Source organism: Pedobacter sp. GR22-10 (assembly GCF_026239715.1).
Classification (GTDB): domain Bacteria; phylum Bacteroidota; class Bacteroidia; order Sphingobacteriales; family Sphingobacteriaceae; genus Pedobacter.
This window is the reverse complement of the sequence record NZ_JAPIVR010000002.1, coordinates 254,868-273,247: the sequence shown is the minus strand read 5'-3', so window position 1 is coordinate 273,247 and position 18,380 is coordinate 254,868. Positions and strand designations below refer to the sequence as shown.

The window sequence follows — 18,380 nt, the reverse complement described above, 5'->3', positions numbered from 1 at the left end:
AACAATTTTTTTTCCTAAACCCTAAACCCTAAAACTCTGCGTTTTTCGGGAACCTAGGGAAGGCAATGACATCACGGATATTGGTCATGCCGGTAACGAACAAGACTAAACGTTCGAAACCCAGTCCAAAACCCGAGTGTGGTGCGGTGCCGAAACGGCGGGTATCCAGATACCACCATAGCTCGTCCTGAGGGATATTCAGATCTTCCATCCTTTTGGTCAAACGATCCAAGCGTTCTTCACGTTGCGAACCACCAATCATTTCGCCAATTCCAGGGAACAGGATGTCCATTGCGGCTACGGTTTGTCTGCCTTCGGCATCCGGTTCATTCTGGCGCATATAGAATGATTTAATATCAGCTGGGTAATCTGTTAATATTACTGGTTTTTTAAAGTGCTTTTCAACCAGGAAACGCTCGTGCTCGCTCTGTAAATCTGCCCCCCATTCGTCAATCAGGTATTTGAATTGTTTTTTCTGATTTGGTTTAGATGATTTTAAAATCTTGATCGCTTCTGTATAGGTTAAACGCTCAAAATCATTTGCCAGACAGAAATCTAATTTTTCTAATAAAGTAAACTCGCTACGCTCGTTTTGCGGTTTCTGTTTATCTTCCTCTGCCAGGCGGGTATTTAAAAAATCCAGTTCTTCCTTGCAGTGATCTAAAGCATATTTAATCACATACTTCATCATGTCTTCTGCCAGCTGCATGTTGTCTTCCAGATCTGCAAAAGCAAATTCCGGTTCAACCATCCAAAACTCCGCTAAGTGACGGGTGGTATTGGAGTTTTCTGCCCGGAATGTGGGTCCGAAAGTATAAATCTTTCCAAAAGCCATGGCCGCCAGTTCACCTTCCAGTTGTCCGGAGACGGTCAGGTTGGTTGCCCGGGCGAAAAAATCCTGGGAGAAATCTACTTTGCCGTCTTCCGTACGTGGGGTATTGTCGAAATCTAAAGTGGTCACTTTAAACATTTCACCGGCGCCTTCCGCATCACTGGCCGTAATTACAGGTGTATGCATGTATACGAAACCCCGCTCATTATAAAACTGGTGAATGGCAAAAGCCAGCGCATGACGAACCTTGAAAACCGCGTTGAAGGTATTGGTACGGAAACGCAGGTGGGCTATTTCACGTAAAAACTCTAAACTGTGCTTCTTAGGTTGTAAAGGAAATTTTTCAGGATCACTGTCGCCTAAAATCGATACGGTAGTGGCTTTAATTTCTACTGACTGACCTTTACCCAGTGATTCTACTAAATTTCCGGTAGCGGAAATGGCCGCACCGGTGGTGATTCTTTTCAACAGCTCATCAGGTAAATTATTAAAATCAATCACGACCTGGATATTGCCCATGCAACTTCCGTCATTTAAAGCGATAAACTGATTATTGCGGAAAGTTCTTACCCATCCCATAACCGTTACTTCAGTGCCAAATGCAGTTGATTTTAATAAATCTTTAATTTGCTGTCTCTTAATCATCTTGTTATTTCTAAAGGCGCAAATTTAGAAAAAAAAGTATATCTATTGCCAGTTGGCGGTTTCCAATTTTCAGTTTCTTTTAAAAGCAGTAACTAAATCATTCATTAAAAAATAAATCGCTTAATGAATTATTTCCCCTTGCCTCTGGATGCCGGATCTTTATTTAAGAAAATAGGTGTAGTTTCCTGTTTAACATTGGCTGTATATTTATTTGTTTTATTATGAATGAAATTTAAGATATCCCTTTAATATTGTACTTATGTCTGGATATTTTTGAATGGTTGTGTTGAAAAAGAGGTTAGGAGGAGGTATTTGAGTCTTATTTTTGATCTTTTTAATCGAAAATTTAATTTTTAGGTATTTTTTTAGTGTTATTTTGAATTTATTTTATGATTAAAATCATTTTTTATTGAATTAATTGATTTTGTTTTCTTTTAATGTATTGTTTTTGTGATTTTTGTATAGATTTTATATTATTTTAATTGAAAATTATTGTTTTTTTTAAGAAAATTGCTACTTTTGTAATGCTCGTTAATTATTATTATATATTTGGTTTAAAAAAAGCGCTGGCAACGGCGCTTTTTTTACAGATTTCAATAGACTTATTCATAATCAACATAAACTAAACAACCTAAACCAAGAGAAGCTTTCAGGATAACCGCTGAAAGCTTTCTTTTTTTTAAGCTTTTCTTCAATTATAAATCCTTAGATAAGAATAGGAAAGAACAGCATTTGAAACTGTTATATATATAAAAAAAGCCATCTTAATTTTAATTAAGATGGCTTCGGCTATATGTTTTGTTAGTCGTGAATTAATCTTCCGAGTAGGTGATGTCATTAACATGTTTGTCAATTTCCCATCTTCCTGTTCCTTCTTCGCCAATAACTTCAAATAATTCGAGTGCACGGCGTGCTTTATATTCTTCTTCACGTTGCTCTTTCAGGAACCAGTTTAAAAATTCCATGGTTACAAAATCCTGTTCCTTCAAACATCTTGAAGCTAGGTTTTTGAAACTCTGGGTAATGGCAATTTCAGCTTCCAGGGCATCTTCAAAAACTTCTCTGAATCCAGCAAAGTCAGTTTTAATTCCGGTAACTTCCGGAGAGATCGCATTTCCTCCCATATCTAAAACATACTTGAATAATTTCAATTGGTGCATTCTTTCTTCTTCTGATTGTTTAGTGAAATAATCTGAAGAGAAGTCGTAGCCATTTTGGTTACACCATGATGCCATTGATAAATATAGTGATGAAGAGTGTGCCTCTTTTTTAATCTGCTGATTTAAAAGTGTTTCAATATCCTCAGATATTAAACATTTAATACGCATTAAATCTTTCATAATTTCTGTGCTTTAATAACAATACAAATGTAACACAGAATTGTTCATAATTGTAAATTATTTACTATATGAAATTAGTCTAAATTGCTGATAAGTAAGTATTTATAATGAGTTTAAATAGTGATAGCGAGATATAAAATAAATTGAAGACAGAAGACGATAACGCCAAACGGATACTAATTGGAAGACAGGGGGATAGCCAGCCTTATCAAACTGCAATTTTCATTGAACAGTATCTTTCAAATGAAAACTCAATCTTTTACCAATGAAATAATGGGTTAATAAACCAACCTGTAAAGGCAGTCGTTTACCATGTAATTTAAGTTAAACATGGTAAAAGTACCGTGTAATAAATCTTTTAAGGCAATAATTTCCAGTGCATTTAATAGGTAGATATGCTCACATCCATTAAAGGTAACCAATTCGAAATCGGCTTTATGAGTATTCAGTAGGAGTGCCTCAATATCGATTTCTTCTACAACTTTCTTTAATTTTTGAAGTGACAGGCAATTGTAACGGGCAAATTTACCGCCAAAATCCACGTAAAAGCAGTTTAACTTATCAGATTGATAAACAGCTCCTTCGTAGTTTGAGAATACGTTAATTAGTTGATTAATATCGATACACGCTTTTTCCATCTATTGCAAAACTGCCTATTATTTAGATTAAATACAAATAAAATATAAAAAAAATCAAATTTGAGATTGATCATGATGATCAAAAAAATCAGGTAGGTTTTTATATATCAGTTTATAAAAGCTGACAAGCATTTATAAACTGATATCCATACTACTATGAGTATTATTTAGAATGATTATAAATTATGCCTATATTTGACGATTAAATTAATCAGCTAATCCAAATCATCATGATTGTTAGTGCCAGAATAGAACACCATCAAGATTTTCTTTTTAAAGAAGAAATACCCGATAAGTATATACCGGATCACCGATTATCAGAAAAAGTTTTATCAATTAAGGAAACTCCGGCAGACATTCAAAATTACCAGCTATCTACCAATGGCCTTTTTCTTATTTATTCTGAAATGCGATTTGAAAAACCCACCAGGATATTAACCGAGATTAATGGAGAAGCGGTTACCAGTCAGTTTATATTAAGTAAGGAAACAAATGGCTTAAATAGGAAACAAGCAAGCAGATACGGACATAGCAGGCACAACATTAGATATATACCTTCATCAAAACAGGCATATGAAATAAAAAAGGATATCGATTTTATTTATTTTATGATTGTACTCTCTAAAGATTATTACTTAAACCTGGTTGATCTCTATTCTCCTCTTCATGAGCATTTTGTTCAGGAGATGCAGAAGGGAAAAACCACATCTTTTGGTAAGCAAGATTTATATGCCACACCTGAAATGCGCCATACCATTGAAGCCATCCGATCATCAAAGCAGGAAGGAGAGCTAAAAAGACTTTTTACTGATGCGAGGATAACAGAATTGATTTTGTACCAGCTTGAGCAGTTTAGTCTGTTCATGGAAACAGGCAAGGATGACTTGATTGAACGTGATATTCCGAGATTAGAAGAGGCCAGGGAAATTTTAGAGCAACAATATATGGCCCCTCCAACTCATAAGCAGCTTTCTAAAATGGTATTATTGAATGAGTTTAAACTTCGAAATGGCTTTAAAAAGTATTTTGGCAGCACTATATATGATTACATTACCCGGCTAAGAATGGAAAATGCAAAACGAATGATTATAGAAGAAAGGAAAAATATGTATGAGGTTGGGATACATGTTGGATTTAAACATCAGGCTAGCTTTACCAATGCTTTTAAAAAATACTATGGCATACTTCCCAGCGATATCAGGGTTTGATGTCGGCCAATTTAACATTGACCTGCGCAGTTTAGCAGGATAGTGTAATGAGGAAACTTCGCCGGTCTCGTTGGTTTGCTTATTAAACTGACGAATTCTGCTGCGCTCAGTCCTTTGGAATTTCGCAAGTTGAAGATTTGACTTATCAGCCTTTTAAGATTTGTAAGTTAATTTCTTGAGTTGCTCATTAAAGAGGAGGTTTTTATTTACATGCATCTCTATTAGTTTTTCTGAACCTGATTCCCTTTCTCCTGTTTTTAGAAAGTTCGAATTAAAGGTACTGGCCTCCAAAATAATTTCTTTGGGAACTACAATGGTCTTTAAGCTGCTCAAATCAGTATGCGTTAAGGCATGAACCGAAAAAGCAGTGAACATATGTTGTGGTGTAAGTACTTCTGCTGGCGATCCATCCCACCATTTACGCCCATCTTTCATCATGATGATTCGACTGGAGTATTGAGCGGCTAAATTAACATCATGCAGCACCATGATGACGATAAATCCTTTTTTTGCGAATGCTTTTGCAATCGCCATGGTTTGATGCTGGTATTGCATATCCATGTTATTGATGGGTTCATCAAGTAATAATAATGCATCATCACAGTCCCATATTTGTGCTAATGTTCTGGCCAGATGTACCCGCTGTTGTTCGCCACCAGATAAAGTTAACATCGATCGATCAGCAAAATCGTCAAGTCCGCAAATGGCAATACTTTCTTCAACTGCTATTCTGTCTACCTTAGCAGATTGATTGCGAAATCTTCCATATCTGCCCATCATTACCACTTCCCAGGCAGAAAAGCCAATGCTTATAGGGTTATGCTGTTGGAGCACCGCTCTTTTAACAGCAAGTTCCTTTCGGCTAAAGCTAGAAATCTCTTTTCCATCAATCATTATTCTGCCTGAAGATGGTTTTCTTTCTCCTGAAATCATGCTTAATAAAGTAGATTTACCAGCACCATTTGCGCCCAGAATGGTAATGACTTCGCCAGATTTGGCACTTAAGGAAACGTCTTTGATCAGATCACGCTGATTTAATTTATAGCCAATGGATTGAATTCTTAACATCATGATTTTAACGGGCTAATTTTTTTTATCACGGATAAGTATATAAAGAAATACCGGTGTGCCAGTTAAAGCGGTTACTACACCTATAGGAAGTTCTATTGGTTGAATAATTAACCTGGCTACAAGATCTGAAAAGGTAAGTACCAATGCGCCAAGCAGGGCAGAGGCGGGTAATACAAACTTATGATCTACTCCACCAATTAACCTAACGAGGTGTGGTATCAACAAACCTACAAAACCAATAATTCCAGAAAAAGATACGGATGCACCAACGGCCATGGTTGATAACAAGACCACCATTGATTTTATCAAACCAGGATTTAAACCTATCATCTCTGCTTGTTTTTCTCCGATAGCAAAAGCATTTAATCCTTTTGAAAAAAATGGAAGTGCCAACACCGGAATGATGACAAATGGTGACAGGCAGCGAACATTTTGCCAGGTAGCACCTCCAAGGCTGCCTAACATCCAAAAAGTAATGCTTCTAAGTTGCTGTTCATTTGCAAGGTAACTGATCAGGCCGGTAAGCGCACCTGCCATGGCATTAATGGCAATACCAACTAATAACATGGTAACAACATTGGCTTGTCCATCCGTTTTAGAAAGATGATAAACAAGTAAAGCTGCAATACCAGCACCTGCAAATGCCCCAAATGCCAGTACGTAATTCCCTAAAATTTCGGAAAGTCCGGAAAATAAAAGTGTTTCAAACGCTATAATTAATACAGCCATTAAAGATGCTCCTGAAGAAATGCCAATCAAACCAGGCTCAGCAAGGGGATTTCTGAAAATGCCTTGAATAGCGGCTCCAGAAATACCTAAGGCTGCACCAACTAATATACCTAAAATTACCCTTGGCATTCTGATCATCATGATAATACCTTCATTTAAAGGATCTGCTAAAGGCTTTCCATAAAGTCCTATAGATTTAAGTAGCACCATAAAAATTTCCTGAAAGGGGATATTCATGGCACCAAAAGAAAGCGAACACCCAACAGAAGCAAGAAGTGCAAAACCGAGTGTAAGGTAAATCAATAATCTTTTCATGTTAATAGATTCTGGCATTTAATGCCCTGATGGCATCTGCCAGTCTGGTGCTGAAGTTGATCAATAATGATCCGTCCATTTCAATGATTTTTTTATTTTTTCCTGCATTGGTATATTTAACACCAGGCATTTTTAAAATGGCCTCTTTACCGCCCAGGCTGCTCACACCAAAATCAAACATGAGGATTGCATCCGGATTACTTTTAATCAATGCTTCTGTAGTATAGGGTTTAAATTCATTAAATTCCTGTATTGCATTTTTTCCTCCGGCAAGTTGAATGATGGCATCAATGCTACTGCCTTTACCAGCTACGTTCATTGTTCCTACACCTCTGGCATAAATAAAGAGCACTTTCTGCAGTTGAGGACCTTTCTTTAATTCGGATTGGGCTTTTTTAATTTGCAATTCAGTATTTCGAGCCATTATTTCTCCCTGCTCAGGCATGGAAACTGCTGCGGCAATCTGCCTGATGAATTTTAATGCGCCAGAAACTGAATATTCCTGCCGCACCTGTACCACGCGAATACCCATTGATTTAAATTGTGATAAATGCGCTTTTAGAAGATCGCCCTCCGGAACAAGAATCAGGTCGGGATGAAAGGACAGAATTGATTCTGCAGACAATGCCCTGTTTCTGCTCACCTTAGGTAACTGATTAATCAATTCAGGGTAAACACTGGTTACATCAACTGCTACTATATGTTTACCAAGCCCCAGGGCATTTACGGTTTCACTGATTGCACCACCCAGGCTTACTATTCTTTTGGGCTGTGCAATAGCATTGGCGGCAACCACAAATACAAATATTGCGGACATCAAAAAAATATTCTTACTGTGCTTATTATACATTTCTTCTTTTTTCTGTATGCACAAAACAAGTCTTTAATTTTTCCAAATGCAAGTAGACACTAGAAGCCTTCATGTGCGATTTTGAGTATCAATTTATCTGTTATTTTGTTTCAAGTTTCTGATTTAAAGGTTTTTGTCTGTTTTTTGAAGAGGTTGTAAGTGATGCTTATTTAAAAACATAGGTGAAAACAATACGGATTGCACAAAATAAAATACGGATAGCACAAAAGAAAATACGGATTGAACAAATCGTTTATGACAACGAATGCAGATGTTTGCATAGCTCTTATTTAGAATGATTAAAAATAATAATATCGTGTTAAGCAGCTCGCATCCGGAAATCAAAATAAATAAAATGAAAAAACACTTATCAATTTTTAAGTTGAAGCCATTAAGTATGTTATGCTTCACCTTTCTTATACTGATTTCATCATGCAAAAAGGAGGAATCTGACCCAAATGAGCAATTACAGGATGGAAATAGTACCGTGATTACCGATTTGGCTGGAGATACCCAGGCAGCAATGGGAAGTGCTACACCGGGGAAAGAAGCTCGTCCCTTTTATATTTTTTTATTCCGACTCAAGGATCAGAAACAAATCTGGATTCGTAATGCGACAGATTCGGCACAATGGCTTAAAGGTAAAGACTGGGATCTGGCTTTTACCGGCCCTTATAACAGTGAGGTTTATGTGAACGATAAAAAATACCGCTATAATCCAGGTTTTGAAGGAAATGCAGAAAGTGCAGTAGTGATGCTGGAGCAGCAATACGATTTGGTTGATCAGGCACCTTCAGATCAGGTTTTTGATGCGAGTACGATTACTAAAATCGGCTGGGCATCATCGGCAAGTGCCAATGGCTGGTTTTTCTATAGCCTGAGTACGCACATTATGCAGGCAATTCCAAACAGAACCTATGCCATCAGATTACCAGATGGTAAATACGCCAAATTACAACTCATTAATGCTTATAAAGGAAATCCACCAAGTGTTACTGACCTGAATTGGCCGGCACCCTATTTCACTTTTAAATATTATGTACAGCAAAACGGCAGTAAGAATTTAAAAACAAAATAATTAATGATGAATATATCGAAAACAGCAACAAGGGTTTTTAAACAACTTTCTGTAGGGCTTATGCTTATAACTTTTTTTGCATCATGCAAAAAGGATAAGCTTGTGGCAACAGAAAAAGAACCTGTTACATCAACCCGTTCCCTGGATATGGTGCCTTACTATAAGGTACAGCGGGTAGAAAATCTTCAGGTTGAAACAGACGATAGCAACCCCACAGCGCCCAAACCTGAAGTGTTGTTTAGCCTGGATTATAAAAAAATGCAGCCTGCAACATATGGGAAAACTTCTTTTTGGGATATCTCTTTTAGTGGGCTATACAACAGTTTTATGGGTGGGAACAACGGATCTAACAGCGATAATGCAGGTTATACCGGTCCAGGTGCTGGTGGGATAACCATTTTGGCCAAATCATTTGAAGATTTAACGGATATACCCGTTGCTTCAGCATTTAAAACAGCAAGAGCATTAATAGGAACTGATGACATGGGTGAATTCGGTGTAGGAATTGGATGGTACCTATATGATTTTAACGGGAGTATAGTTGGTGATGGCAGCTATGATAAGAAACATGTGGCTTATGCGCTGGGCAATGCCTTTACATTGGCTAACGGCCAAAAGACACAACCAAGGACAATTATTGTGCGTACGGCCAAAGGTGATTTTGCTAAAATCAAAATGATTAGTTGCTATAAAGATGTTTTCACTACGGATAAGATGATGCGTAATACACCCCACATGTTTTTCACATTCGAATACGTAATCGTTCCGGCAGGCAGCACCAAATTTGAGATTAAATAATTAATTTTTATGAAACGACTATACCCATATGTATTAATGGCTTTCACGTCCATCCATTTTTTTGCCTGTAAAAAAACAGTTGATTATGAACATATTGTTCAAAATAGAATTACTTCGTTTACCGTGGTTAATATAAAGGATACCGTTATTTATGGTGCCATTGATAATATCAAGAATAACATTACCGTATATGTACCTTATTACTATTCATTAACTGTTGTTGAACCTAAAATTGCTGTAGATGAAGGTGCCACACTTACCTCCCCAATTCAGCCTGTAAATGTAACTGATGATAAACAAACTTATTCGGTCAAGTCATCAACCGGTGAAGTACGTACCTATAGCCTTAAAGTTATTCAGCAGAATCCTCCTGGTTTGAGTTTATCCTGGCCGCTGGGCAATAATGAAGGATCACCTAATGCCACACAGGTTTTTTATGGAAACTTAAGAAGTACCAGTGTAGCTACACTTGATGTAACCCTTACCCAACAGGCTACAAATAAGACTTTTAAGCCCGATCTGATTGGAGCGGCGTCTACTCTGCCTGTATCTTTGGATACTTACATCCTAAATATTGGACTTTTACCTGCAGATTTGGATAGTGGTTACTACCAGGTTGACATTAGTTTTCTTGGCAATAAGGTGAGAATGGATAAGCCATTACATCTGGTTTATATAAAGCCTGTTGTGCTGGCAAAATCGCATGTGGTAAAACAGGGTGAAACCATCACCGTTCAGCCTGCGCAAAATACTGTATTTGTAGATTTAAAATCGGTTTTTGTGGAGGTAAACGGTAAAAGTATAGAATTACCAGTGGTAAGCTATAACAGATTAAGCGCAACTTTAAAAATACCAGATAATTTTCCTGTCATCAATGATGCATATGGAAGATTTGAATTCAATTTTGGTAAATGGACACCTGTTCTTCGCTCTATGAGCATTACGGTAAATCCTAAATAAAGAAATTGTCTGCTTTGTGTACAGAAGCATTCAGTATAACAAACCCTTTCTTCAACCTTAATTATAATCTATGAAAAAAAACGCATCAAAAAATGCCTGCGCACAGGCGTAGAATTAATATTAACGCTTCATGCTATCGATAAATGTGAAAGACGAAATGCAAATCCCGGGTAATAACATCAGTCTCTACACCGGCAACGATAGTCACAATTAGTTAATTACCTCTAGTTTATTAAAAATAATCATTAACCATTTTATTAAATCATAACATGAAAAATTCAATAAAAAATATCTCCAAAGCAGTTTTTGCCCTTGCCTTATTTACTTTAGCATTTACTTCTTGTAAAAAAGAAAATGATACTACAGGTCCTTTGAGCCTTAAAGGCGCTAAAGCCTCTGTATCATCTGTTGCCGATACCATTGTTGGCCGTTGGGGTAACCCAAGATCTGGTGGTGCGGCATTTGGTACGGTTTACGCCAATGTAATTACCGGCGCACAAGATACGGTGGGGAGCATTGCGCATCAGTTATTATTTTCCAGTCACAATAACTCCACCATTAGCCCGGCAAGCGGCTACACTTTAAGTTATTTAAATACCACTAAAGCATTATCTGCCATTGATGCGTCTGATGTTGCATCAGCGACAACAGTTTCATCTCTGGGGATTGCAACAACTTCCAATGCTGCAAATACGAGCTTAACAGCTAATGGTTGGTTAACCTATTCAACCGGAGGTACTGTTGCTGCTGTTCAAAACCTGGTTGTATTTGTGAGTGATGGATCTACGACTTATGCGCTTAAATTCAGCAGTGCGGTTGGTGAAGGTACTTCTACTCATAACAGAGGTGTTTATTACTTTGATCGCGGAACGGTATTGTAATTAATCATTAACTGACAATCTGATATGGCATCAGATTGTCAGTTATTTAAGGAGATTATATCGTTCACTTTATACATAACCGCTCATTACCAATTCAACATTAAAAATCGATTACAATCTCCTTTTACCCATAAAATATAAAAATATGTGTCGTCGTTACTTATCTAAATTATTCTTCCTATCTGGCCTGTTCACGCTATTGTTGTTTTCATCTTGTCAAAAGGAATATCTTAATACACCATATAAAGATATTGAAAGCTTTATCATAAAAGATGCCTTGAATAAGGAATTAAAAGCCTCGCTGAAGGGAGATAGTATTATTGTATACTGGCCGCCATTTCAAGATGTAAAGGATAAGGTAACACCGGAGATTAAGGTATCTTCAGGTGCTTCAGTTAACCCATCTTCCGGACAAGAGATTAATCTGAAAACAGGAACTTCTTATGTGGTGACTGCACAAGATGGCAGCATTAAGAAATACGTTCTAAAATTAGCCCTCAACCAACCCATACCTATAATCAATAGAATTGCACTAACCAGGTTAGGTCAGAGTTTGCTGATTATCGGAGAATATTTCATTCCTGATTCCAATCAAACCAAAGTATTTCTGATTGATAAACAAAACAAAGAATATCAGATTCACTTTTCTGCAACAGATGCTTTATGGTCGAATAAAATTCAATCGACAGTACCTTTAGACGGAAAACTAGATACAGGTAATTTCCAGATCAAACTGATTAGTGGTACCAATACCCTGGTTAAAGGTTCATTTGCCATTGGCAAGCCATCTCCTGTATCTGCGAAGGGTACTTACCAATTCGATCAGGCTGGAAAAAGTATTAAAAAAGGTGATCAGATTTCTTTTACCTATTCCTTACAAGCCCCTGCTTCCAAGTATTATTATGGAAATTACACACATGCAATCATTACAGTTACCGGAGATCCAGGTGGTAAAACCCATATTGCACCCATCGCTTCGCAATCAAATACTTTATTAAAGTTCACATTGCCTGCTACCATTAGTACAGGTGCCATCCGAAGCATTGAATTGTATTCTGCACCCGATAAACTGGCATCACTTGGATATTCTATGTATACCTGGAATACTACGACGGCAGCAACCACAACCCTTATACCATAGTAAATGAAAAATAGAAATATATTTAGTGTAAGTGGTCTGGTAATATTCATTCTTTTTAGTGCATACGCTTGTAAAAAGGATAAAACCTTACCTGCTGAAGCGGGAGAAATTATTTCACCTGTTACGGGGACACGTGCCCAGTTTACACTAGATTCTATTTTTTTGTATGCTAGTCAGGTTTATTTGTGGCGTGATGCTTTGCCATCCTATGCGAATTTTAACCCAAGGTTCAAATATGAAGGAATCAGACCAGATTTGGTTGCTTTTAGACAAGAACTTTTTGATATTTCACAATTTAAGCTGAATAGTGTTACCAATACCCCCTATGAGCTACCTGTTAATTCAGGAAGTGCCAAATATTCGTACCTCGAAGCAGGACGAACGACTACAGGAGCAACGGCAGGCATTGTTTGCTCTGCAAATGTGCTGCTTAGTAGTAAACTTATTTCATCAGGTGCTCTTCACATCGCCTACATTGCTTTAGGTTCTTTTCCCAAATTAAATGAGGTACAGTCAAATCTCGATCAGGCCTTTTCTGATTTGGCTAGTGGAAATCCAAAGTATATCATTATTGATCTGCGCAGCAATGCGGGAGGTTATATAGAAACAGCAGAATACATAGCCAACCTTGTTGTACCAGGCTCCCTTACCGGAAAAGTGATGTACAGCGAGCAATTCAATGCTAAAATGCAAGCTGGCCAGGCGAGTATATTAAAAAACCAACCTTATTTAGATGCAGATGGCAAAATGGTTAGCTACCATGGGCGTAAAGCTACCATGGCCGATGTTGATTATAGCGAAGGCGGAAATACCTATAGATTTAATAAAAAAGGCAACTTAACTTCAATTGAGGAGGTTTATTTTATTGTGTCGGGTAAAACAGCATCTGCGAGCGAATTGCTCATCAGTTGTTTAAAACCTTATCTATATGTAAAACTAATCGGCGAAAAAACATATGGTAAACCTGTAGGCTTCTTTGGTATCAACATCGATCAGTACAGTGTTTACCTCAGTAGTTTTCTGATTCGAAATGCGGCGGGCTGGTCTGATTATTTCTCAGGCATGACACCTGATATTACCGTTCAGGGTGTAGCCGATCAAGAATTGGGAAATCCCGAAGAATCATATTTTAAAGCTGCTATTATGGCAATTAATGGTGGAACTAAAAGGGAGGCAGCAATTAAAACAGCAGCAAAAGTGATGTCTGTTCCTATATCGTCAACTTTAATCAGTAATAAAATTTCAACAGATGCTGGTATGCAGGAAACAAGATTGAGATTAAAATGATAACTAAGGTAGCTTCGAAAAATAAAATAATATTTAACTCATTCATGTTAAGACCCTCGTTTATACTTTTCTTATTAATGCTTGTGCATACTGCACTGCCGGCGCAATATCGTGGAAGTGTAAAGGGAGAAGTAAAGGATGTTACAGGTAAAATCTTACCAGGAGCTACCATCCGCCTGGAACCGGATGGCCACATCACTGAAACAGATGGTAAAGGTAAATTTAAGTTTCAGCAGATTTATATTGGAGAATATACCATTGCGGTGAGTATGATGGGGTACGGGAATTACCAGACCACCATCGAAATTAAAGATAAAGAAACCAGCAATATTGAAGTTAAATTAATCACCAAAACAGAAAGTCTGAATGATGTAGCTGTTACCGCTAAATTAAATGCACCTGATAATTTAATCCAGGTAGAACGAAGTGCCATGCCCATAACCGTAATTACCAGAAAAACGATTGAGCAAATGGGTAGCCGCCGGTTAGATGAAGTACTTAAAGAACAAACCGGAGTGGCCATTGTCAATAATATTGGTGGTGGTGCCAGATCAGTAGGGGTGCAGATGCAAGGATTTAGCAGTGAGTATATTATGATTTTAATAGATGGCCAGCCTATGGTAGGTCGAAACAGCGGAAATTTTGATCTTTCCAGGATCAGTGTTTCCAATATTGAAAGGATTGAGATCATAAAAGGTGCTTCATCTTGTTTATATGGTAGTGAGGCCCTGGGTGGCGCAATTAATATTATTACCCGTTATGGCGCGCTGCAACCACAGGCATCAGCATCGCTACAATATGGAAGTTTAAATATTGCAGATTTAACATTGGAAGGCGAAACACCATTCGCCTCACAAAGAGGATCGGCTAATATTTCTGCAAACTATTACCGCACTGATGGCTTTAATACTAACCCGAGATATATCCAGCTGGGTACAACCGCACCACCATATGATAATTATGCCTTGCAGGGACGTGTCCGTTATCGCTTAACCTCGAAAGGCACTCTTGGGGTTAGTGGGCGTTATGGTCTGCGAAAATCTTTCATGAGCAAGGATTTTGGCCTGGGCGCAATATCTGGTGATAGCCAGGATGAACAAGACCTCAACCTGTCCAGCACTTTCGATTATAACTTTAATTCGGGTTTAAGAAGTATGAGTCGCTATTACTTTACCAATTTCCGATCAGACCAAAGTGTAAACTGGCAACAAAATAATAGGCCTATAACACGAGATGTTTTCGTACAGAACCTGCACCGCTTTGAACAGCAGTTTGCTTACAGCTTATCTGATGATTTAAAATTTACTACTGGTTTAGGTGGTAGTTTGGAAAACATGAAAAATGGGGCGCTGATTAATCCGGGTACGTTGAGCACGGCCTTTGCCTTCTTGCAAGGTGATTGGCAGCTGAGTGAAAAAATTGATTTGGTCGGCGGACTTCGATATGATTATACCAATGCATACGCAAGTAAGGTTAACCCTAGTTTGGGTTTACAATACCATATTCTGCCTGCTTTAACTTTTAAGGCGGGCGCTGGTACAGGCTTTAAAGCGCCAGATTTTAAATCGAGATACCTGGTTTTTTATAATCCAACGGCTAATTATCTGGTGATTGGAAATGAGGTATTAAGGCAAACCTTAAATCAGTTGCAGCAACAAGGTGAAATTAGTGAAATCAGACAATATTTGCTCAATCAACTGGATCGCAATTTACAGGCTGAGCGGAGTACTTCTGTTAATTTAAGTTTGGAATGGAAACCTAAACCAAATATAAAAGTGGAGGCAGGGGTTTTTCATCATCAGCTGCGGAACCAGATTAACAGTATACAAGTGGCCACAGGCAGCGGCAATAGAAATATTTATACTTACCAAAATTTGCCTAAAGCAGTAAATAAGGGAATAGACGCTTCTTTAGCTATTAATATTTTTAAAGATCTGGAAATTAGTGCTGGTTATCAGTATTTGATTGCTAAGGATTTAAGTGTAATGGATAGTATTAAAAAGGGGAATTGGCCATACAACCAGAATATTCATAATCCGGAAACAGGCCAGTCCTATCCGGCAAGTGCTGCTGATTATTGGGGGATAGAAAACCGCTCCCGGCACATGCTAAACATAAAGTCATTTTATAATTATCGCCCCTGGGATACCAGCATGAATGTTAGGTTAAATTATAGGGGCAAATATCCCTTTGGAGATCGAAATGGAAATCAGTTTATTGATCGTTATGATACTTTCGTAAACGGTTTCTGGATATTAAATGCTGGCCTGGAAAAGAAAATTTTAAAACAACATCTAAGTATTAGGTTAACGGCCGATAATATTTTAGGTTATACTGATAGACTAATGCCAGGGCAACCTGGAAGGGTAATTTTAGCCGGAATCACCTATAGGTTATTCAAGGATTAAAACTTCAACTTAACAACCATAAATACATAACATTATGCTAAGCACAAACATTAAAGAGGCAACTAAAACTGCCCATCAACAATTAGAAGTTAAAGTAATTAAAAAACTCAAGGCTATTCGGAGTGAGGCAGAATATGCAGATTTCCTGAAACACTTTTATGCCTACTTTAGTCATTTGGAGCGTCAAATTCTGCCTTACCTGAATGTTGAGATATTACCAGATTACCGTGATCGGAGAAATTCGGGGTATTTAAAAAGTGATATTGAAGCACTAGGGTTTACTCTTGAAGATTTGCCTTCAACTACTGTTCCTGAAATTTCGAATGTACTGGAAGCCCTGGCTGCACTGTATGTGATGGAGGGATCTATTATGGGCGGGAGTATTATCGTTCAGATGCTTGCTAAAGGTGGCATTACTAATGGTATTTCATTCTTTTCTGGTTATGGTTCTGAAACGGGGCAAATGTGGGGTAAATTTATAGCCGTGTTAAACAATGCTGCAAAAACAACTGCTGACGAAGATTTAGCTATTAAAACTGCTAATGCTACCTTTATTCATTTTTCTGATGTATTCGCTACTGTAAACGTCGTTTAGCATTTATTTTGAGCATATGGTTTCTGATTGAGTTCACGATTAACTCAGTCAGAGGCTATTAATGTTTAAAATCCCGTTGCTTTTAAAATGTGATGAAAATAAGAACAGGTTACTGAATGGTATAGACCATGTGATAATATAAGCCGCCTATAAATAATTTTTGATTTTGTATGCTGAATCCTTTATTCTGATAGAGTTTTAAAGCTCTTTGGTTCTCTACTTCCACTAATAAGCCGATGCGGTTATGGCCCATGCTTTTTCCCCATTCAATGCCGGCTTTAATTAAAGCCTTTCCAATTCCTTTTCTCTGTGCTTTGGGATGAACACTAATGGTATCCAGGTAAAATTCACCTGCCTCGGTTTCAGGCTCCGGATGGAAATTCAGAAGATTATCATTTTTGGCCAGGTGATTCAGGAACGTTTTTCTTAATTCAAGGAGTTTGCCTCCATCATAAGCATTAACCGAGCCCAATACCTGATCATTTTCTATAAATACTAAAGTGTTCTCGTAACTATATTGGTTGTGTTTCTGTTTAAAGAAATGTTCAAATAATTGCTCAATGATTTTGGGATCACTGGAGTTTGCAAATTTACCAGCCAATTCACCCATGGCCTGAATGATTAGTGGAACAACAAATTTCGAATCGGAAGGTGCTGCTGGCCGGATCATTTAAATGTCGCTCAGATTAAAGGTTTCTGCTACTCTTACGCCTTTTTCGGTTCTCTGAAGGGTACAGCATTCGTGAATAGGATCATGTTCCAAGAATAAGATGTAGTTCTGATCTACTGCTTCTTCGAGGAAAGCGTTTTTTTCAGTTAGTGTTTTCAATGGAAACATATCATAAGCCATCACATAAGGTAGTGGCAAATGTCCGACAGAAGGTAAAAGATCGGCCACATAAACGATTGTTCTTCCTTTATAATAGATCTTTGGTAGCATCATGGCATCAGTATGGCCGTAAGCAAAGCTGATGTTGATGTTTGGTTGCCATTCGATGTTCTCTTTTTCAGCTATAAAGTTGAGTTGTCCGCTTTCCTGTATAGGTAAAATGTTTTCTTTCAGAAAGGAAGCCTTTTCCCTTGCGTTGGGTTCAATTGCCCATTGCCAGTGTTTTTCATTACTCCAGTAAGTTGCATTTTTAAAAGCAGGGATCAGTTTTTGATTTTCGCTTACAATTGCCCCACCCACGTGATCAAAGTGCAGGTGAGTAAGAAAGACATCGGTAATATCCGCCATGCCGAAACCCAATTGTGCCAGTGATTTTTTCATGGTATCATCACCGTGCAGGTAATAATGGCTGAAAAACTTTTCATCCTGTTTATTTCCGATCCCTGTATCCACCAAAATCAGTTGATTGCCTTGCTCGATCAGCAAACACCGCATGGCCCAGGTACATAAGTTGTTGGCATCTGCCGGATTGGTCTTTTGCCAGATGGCTTTAGGCACAACGCCAAACATGGCACCGCCGTCTAATTTAAATAAGCCTGTGTTGATGGTGTGGAGTTTCATGGAATGAGGTGGTTAGGAAATAAACAGGTAAAATTACAAAACCCTTTAGAACAATCTAAAGGGTTTGTAATTTTTACTAATGACTAATGACTAA

General features: G+C 37.8%; 17 protein-coding genes. 9 read left to right on the top strand and 8 right to left on the bottom strand.

Annotated features, from left to right (window positions below; all coding sequences use genetic code 11):
- Positions 1-28 precede the first annotated feature (28 nt).
- From asnS to OQX64_RS08610, 3 genes are all read right to left on the bottom strand, one after another.
- Positions 29-1,477: an asparagine--tRNA ligase gene (gene asnS, locus OQX64_RS08620; protein ID WP_265818459.1), complete on the bottom strand. Its 1,449-nt coding sequence runs from the start codon at positions 1,475-1,477 to the stop codon at positions 29-31.
- Between the two features lie 812 nt (positions 1,478-2,289).
- Entirely contained in the window at positions 2,290-2,817 is a 528-nt protein-coding gene (locus tag OQX64_RS08615; RefSeq protein WP_029284960.1) for a ferritin, read from the bottom strand.
- Positions 2,818-3,095: 278 nt separating this feature from the next.
- Positions 3,096-3,455: a hypothetical protein gene (locus OQX64_RS08610; protein ID WP_265818458.1), complete on the bottom strand. Its 360-nt coding sequence runs from the start codon at positions 3,453-3,455 to the stop codon at positions 3,096-3,098.
- Between the two features lie 230 nt (positions 3,456-3,685).
- On the opposite strand from OQX64_RS08610, the gene OQX64_RS08605 reads away from it, so the two are divergent.
- The gene (locus OQX64_RS08605; RefSeq protein WP_265818457.1) at positions 3,686-4,663 is read left to right on the top strand and encodes a helix-turn-helix transcriptional regulator; all 978 of its coding nucleotides are present in this window, start codon (positions 3,686-3,688) and stop codon (positions 4,661-4,663) included.
- Positions 4,664-4,816: 153 nt separating this feature from the next.
- Here the strand turns inward: OQX64_RS08605 and OQX64_RS08600 are convergent, their stop codons facing one another.
- Genes OQX64_RS08600 through OQX64_RS08590 form a run of 3 tightly spaced genes read right to left on the bottom strand, consistent with a single transcriptional unit; the run spans position 4,817 to position 7,595 of the window.
- The gene (locus OQX64_RS08600; protein WP_265818456.1) at positions 4,817-5,734 is read right to left on the bottom strand and encodes a heme ABC transporter ATP-binding protein; all 918 of its coding nucleotides are present in this window, start codon (positions 5,732-5,734) and stop codon (positions 4,817-4,819) included.
- Between the two features lie 12 nt (positions 5,735-5,746).
- Positions 5,747-6,778 (bottom strand): FecCD family ABC transporter permease, encoded by a 1,032-nt coding sequence (locus OQX64_RS08595; protein WP_265818455.1) that lies wholly within the window; start codon positions 6,776-6,778, stop codon positions 5,747-5,749.
- Between the two features lies 1 nt (position 6,779).
- Complete coding sequence (locus OQX64_RS08590) at positions 6,780-7,595, bottom strand: heme/hemin ABC transporter substrate-binding protein (protein WP_265818454.1); 816 nt, start codon at positions 7,593-7,595, stop codon at positions 6,780-6,782.
- Between the two features lie 388 nt (positions 7,596-7,983).
- Between OQX64_RS08590 and OQX64_RS08585 the strand changes: the two genes are divergently transcribed.
- The 8 genes from OQX64_RS08585 to OQX64_RS08550 all read left to right on the top strand — a co-directional run bounded on the left by OQX64_RS08585 (position 7,984) and on the right by OQX64_RS08550 (position 16,776).
- Positions 7,984-8,706, top strand: coding sequence for an HmuY family protein (locus tag OQX64_RS08585; RefSeq protein WP_088302375.1), 723 nt, complete (start codon positions 7,984-7,986; stop codon positions 8,704-8,706).
- A gap of 3 nt (positions 8,707-8,709) precedes the next feature.
- Entirely contained in the window at positions 8,710-9,504 is a 795-nt protein-coding gene (locus OQX64_RS08580; protein ID WP_265818453.1) for a hypothetical protein, read from the top strand.
- Between the two features lie 9 nt (positions 9,505-9,513).
- A complete protein-coding gene (locus OQX64_RS08575; RefSeq protein ID WP_265818452.1) occupies positions 9,514-10,464 on the top strand; it encodes a hypothetical protein in 951 nt (316 codons plus the stop codon).
- A gap of 269 nt (positions 10,465-10,733) precedes the next feature.
- Positions 10,734-11,345, top strand: a complete 612-nt coding sequence (locus tag OQX64_RS08570) for a hypothetical protein (protein ID WP_265818451.1) — start codon at positions 10,734-10,736, stop codon at positions 11,343-11,345.
- A 277-nt stretch (positions 11,346-11,622) separates the two neighbouring features.
- Entirely contained in the window at positions 11,623-12,486 is an 864-nt protein-coding gene (locus tag OQX64_RS08565) for a hypothetical protein (protein WP_265818450.1), read from the top strand.
- 3 nt (positions 12,487-12,489) lie between these two features.
- Positions 12,490-13,773, top strand: coding sequence for a S41 family peptidase (locus tag OQX64_RS08560; protein ID WP_265818449.1), 1,284 nt, complete (start codon positions 12,490-12,492; stop codon positions 13,771-13,773).
- 77 nt (positions 13,774-13,850) lie between these two features.
- Positions 13,851-16,181, top strand: coding sequence for a TonB-dependent receptor (locus OQX64_RS08555; protein WP_265818448.1), 2,331 nt, complete (start codon positions 13,851-13,853; stop codon positions 16,179-16,181).
- Positions 16,182-16,215: 34 nt separating this feature from the next.
- A complete protein-coding gene (locus tag OQX64_RS08550) occupies positions 16,216-16,776 on the top strand; it encodes a biliverdin-producing heme oxygenase (RefSeq protein WP_265818447.1) in 561 nt (186 codons plus the stop codon).
- Positions 16,777-16,885: 109 nt separating this feature from the next.
- Here the strand turns inward: OQX64_RS08550 and OQX64_RS08545 are convergent, their stop codons facing one another.
- Together OQX64_RS08545 and OQX64_RS08540 are read right to left on the bottom strand one after the other, a co-directional pair.
- Positions 16,886-17,446 carry a GNAT family N-acetyltransferase gene (locus OQX64_RS08545; protein WP_265818446.1) on the bottom strand — a complete coding sequence of 187 codons (561 nt, stop codon included), beginning with the start codon at positions 17,444-17,446 and terminating at the stop codon, positions 16,886-16,888.
- Entirely contained in the window at positions 17,447-18,286 is an 840-nt protein-coding gene (locus OQX64_RS08540) for an MBL fold metallo-hydrolase (RefSeq protein ID WP_265818445.1), read from the bottom strand.
- Between the last annotated feature and the right edge of the window lie 94 nt (positions 18,287-18,380).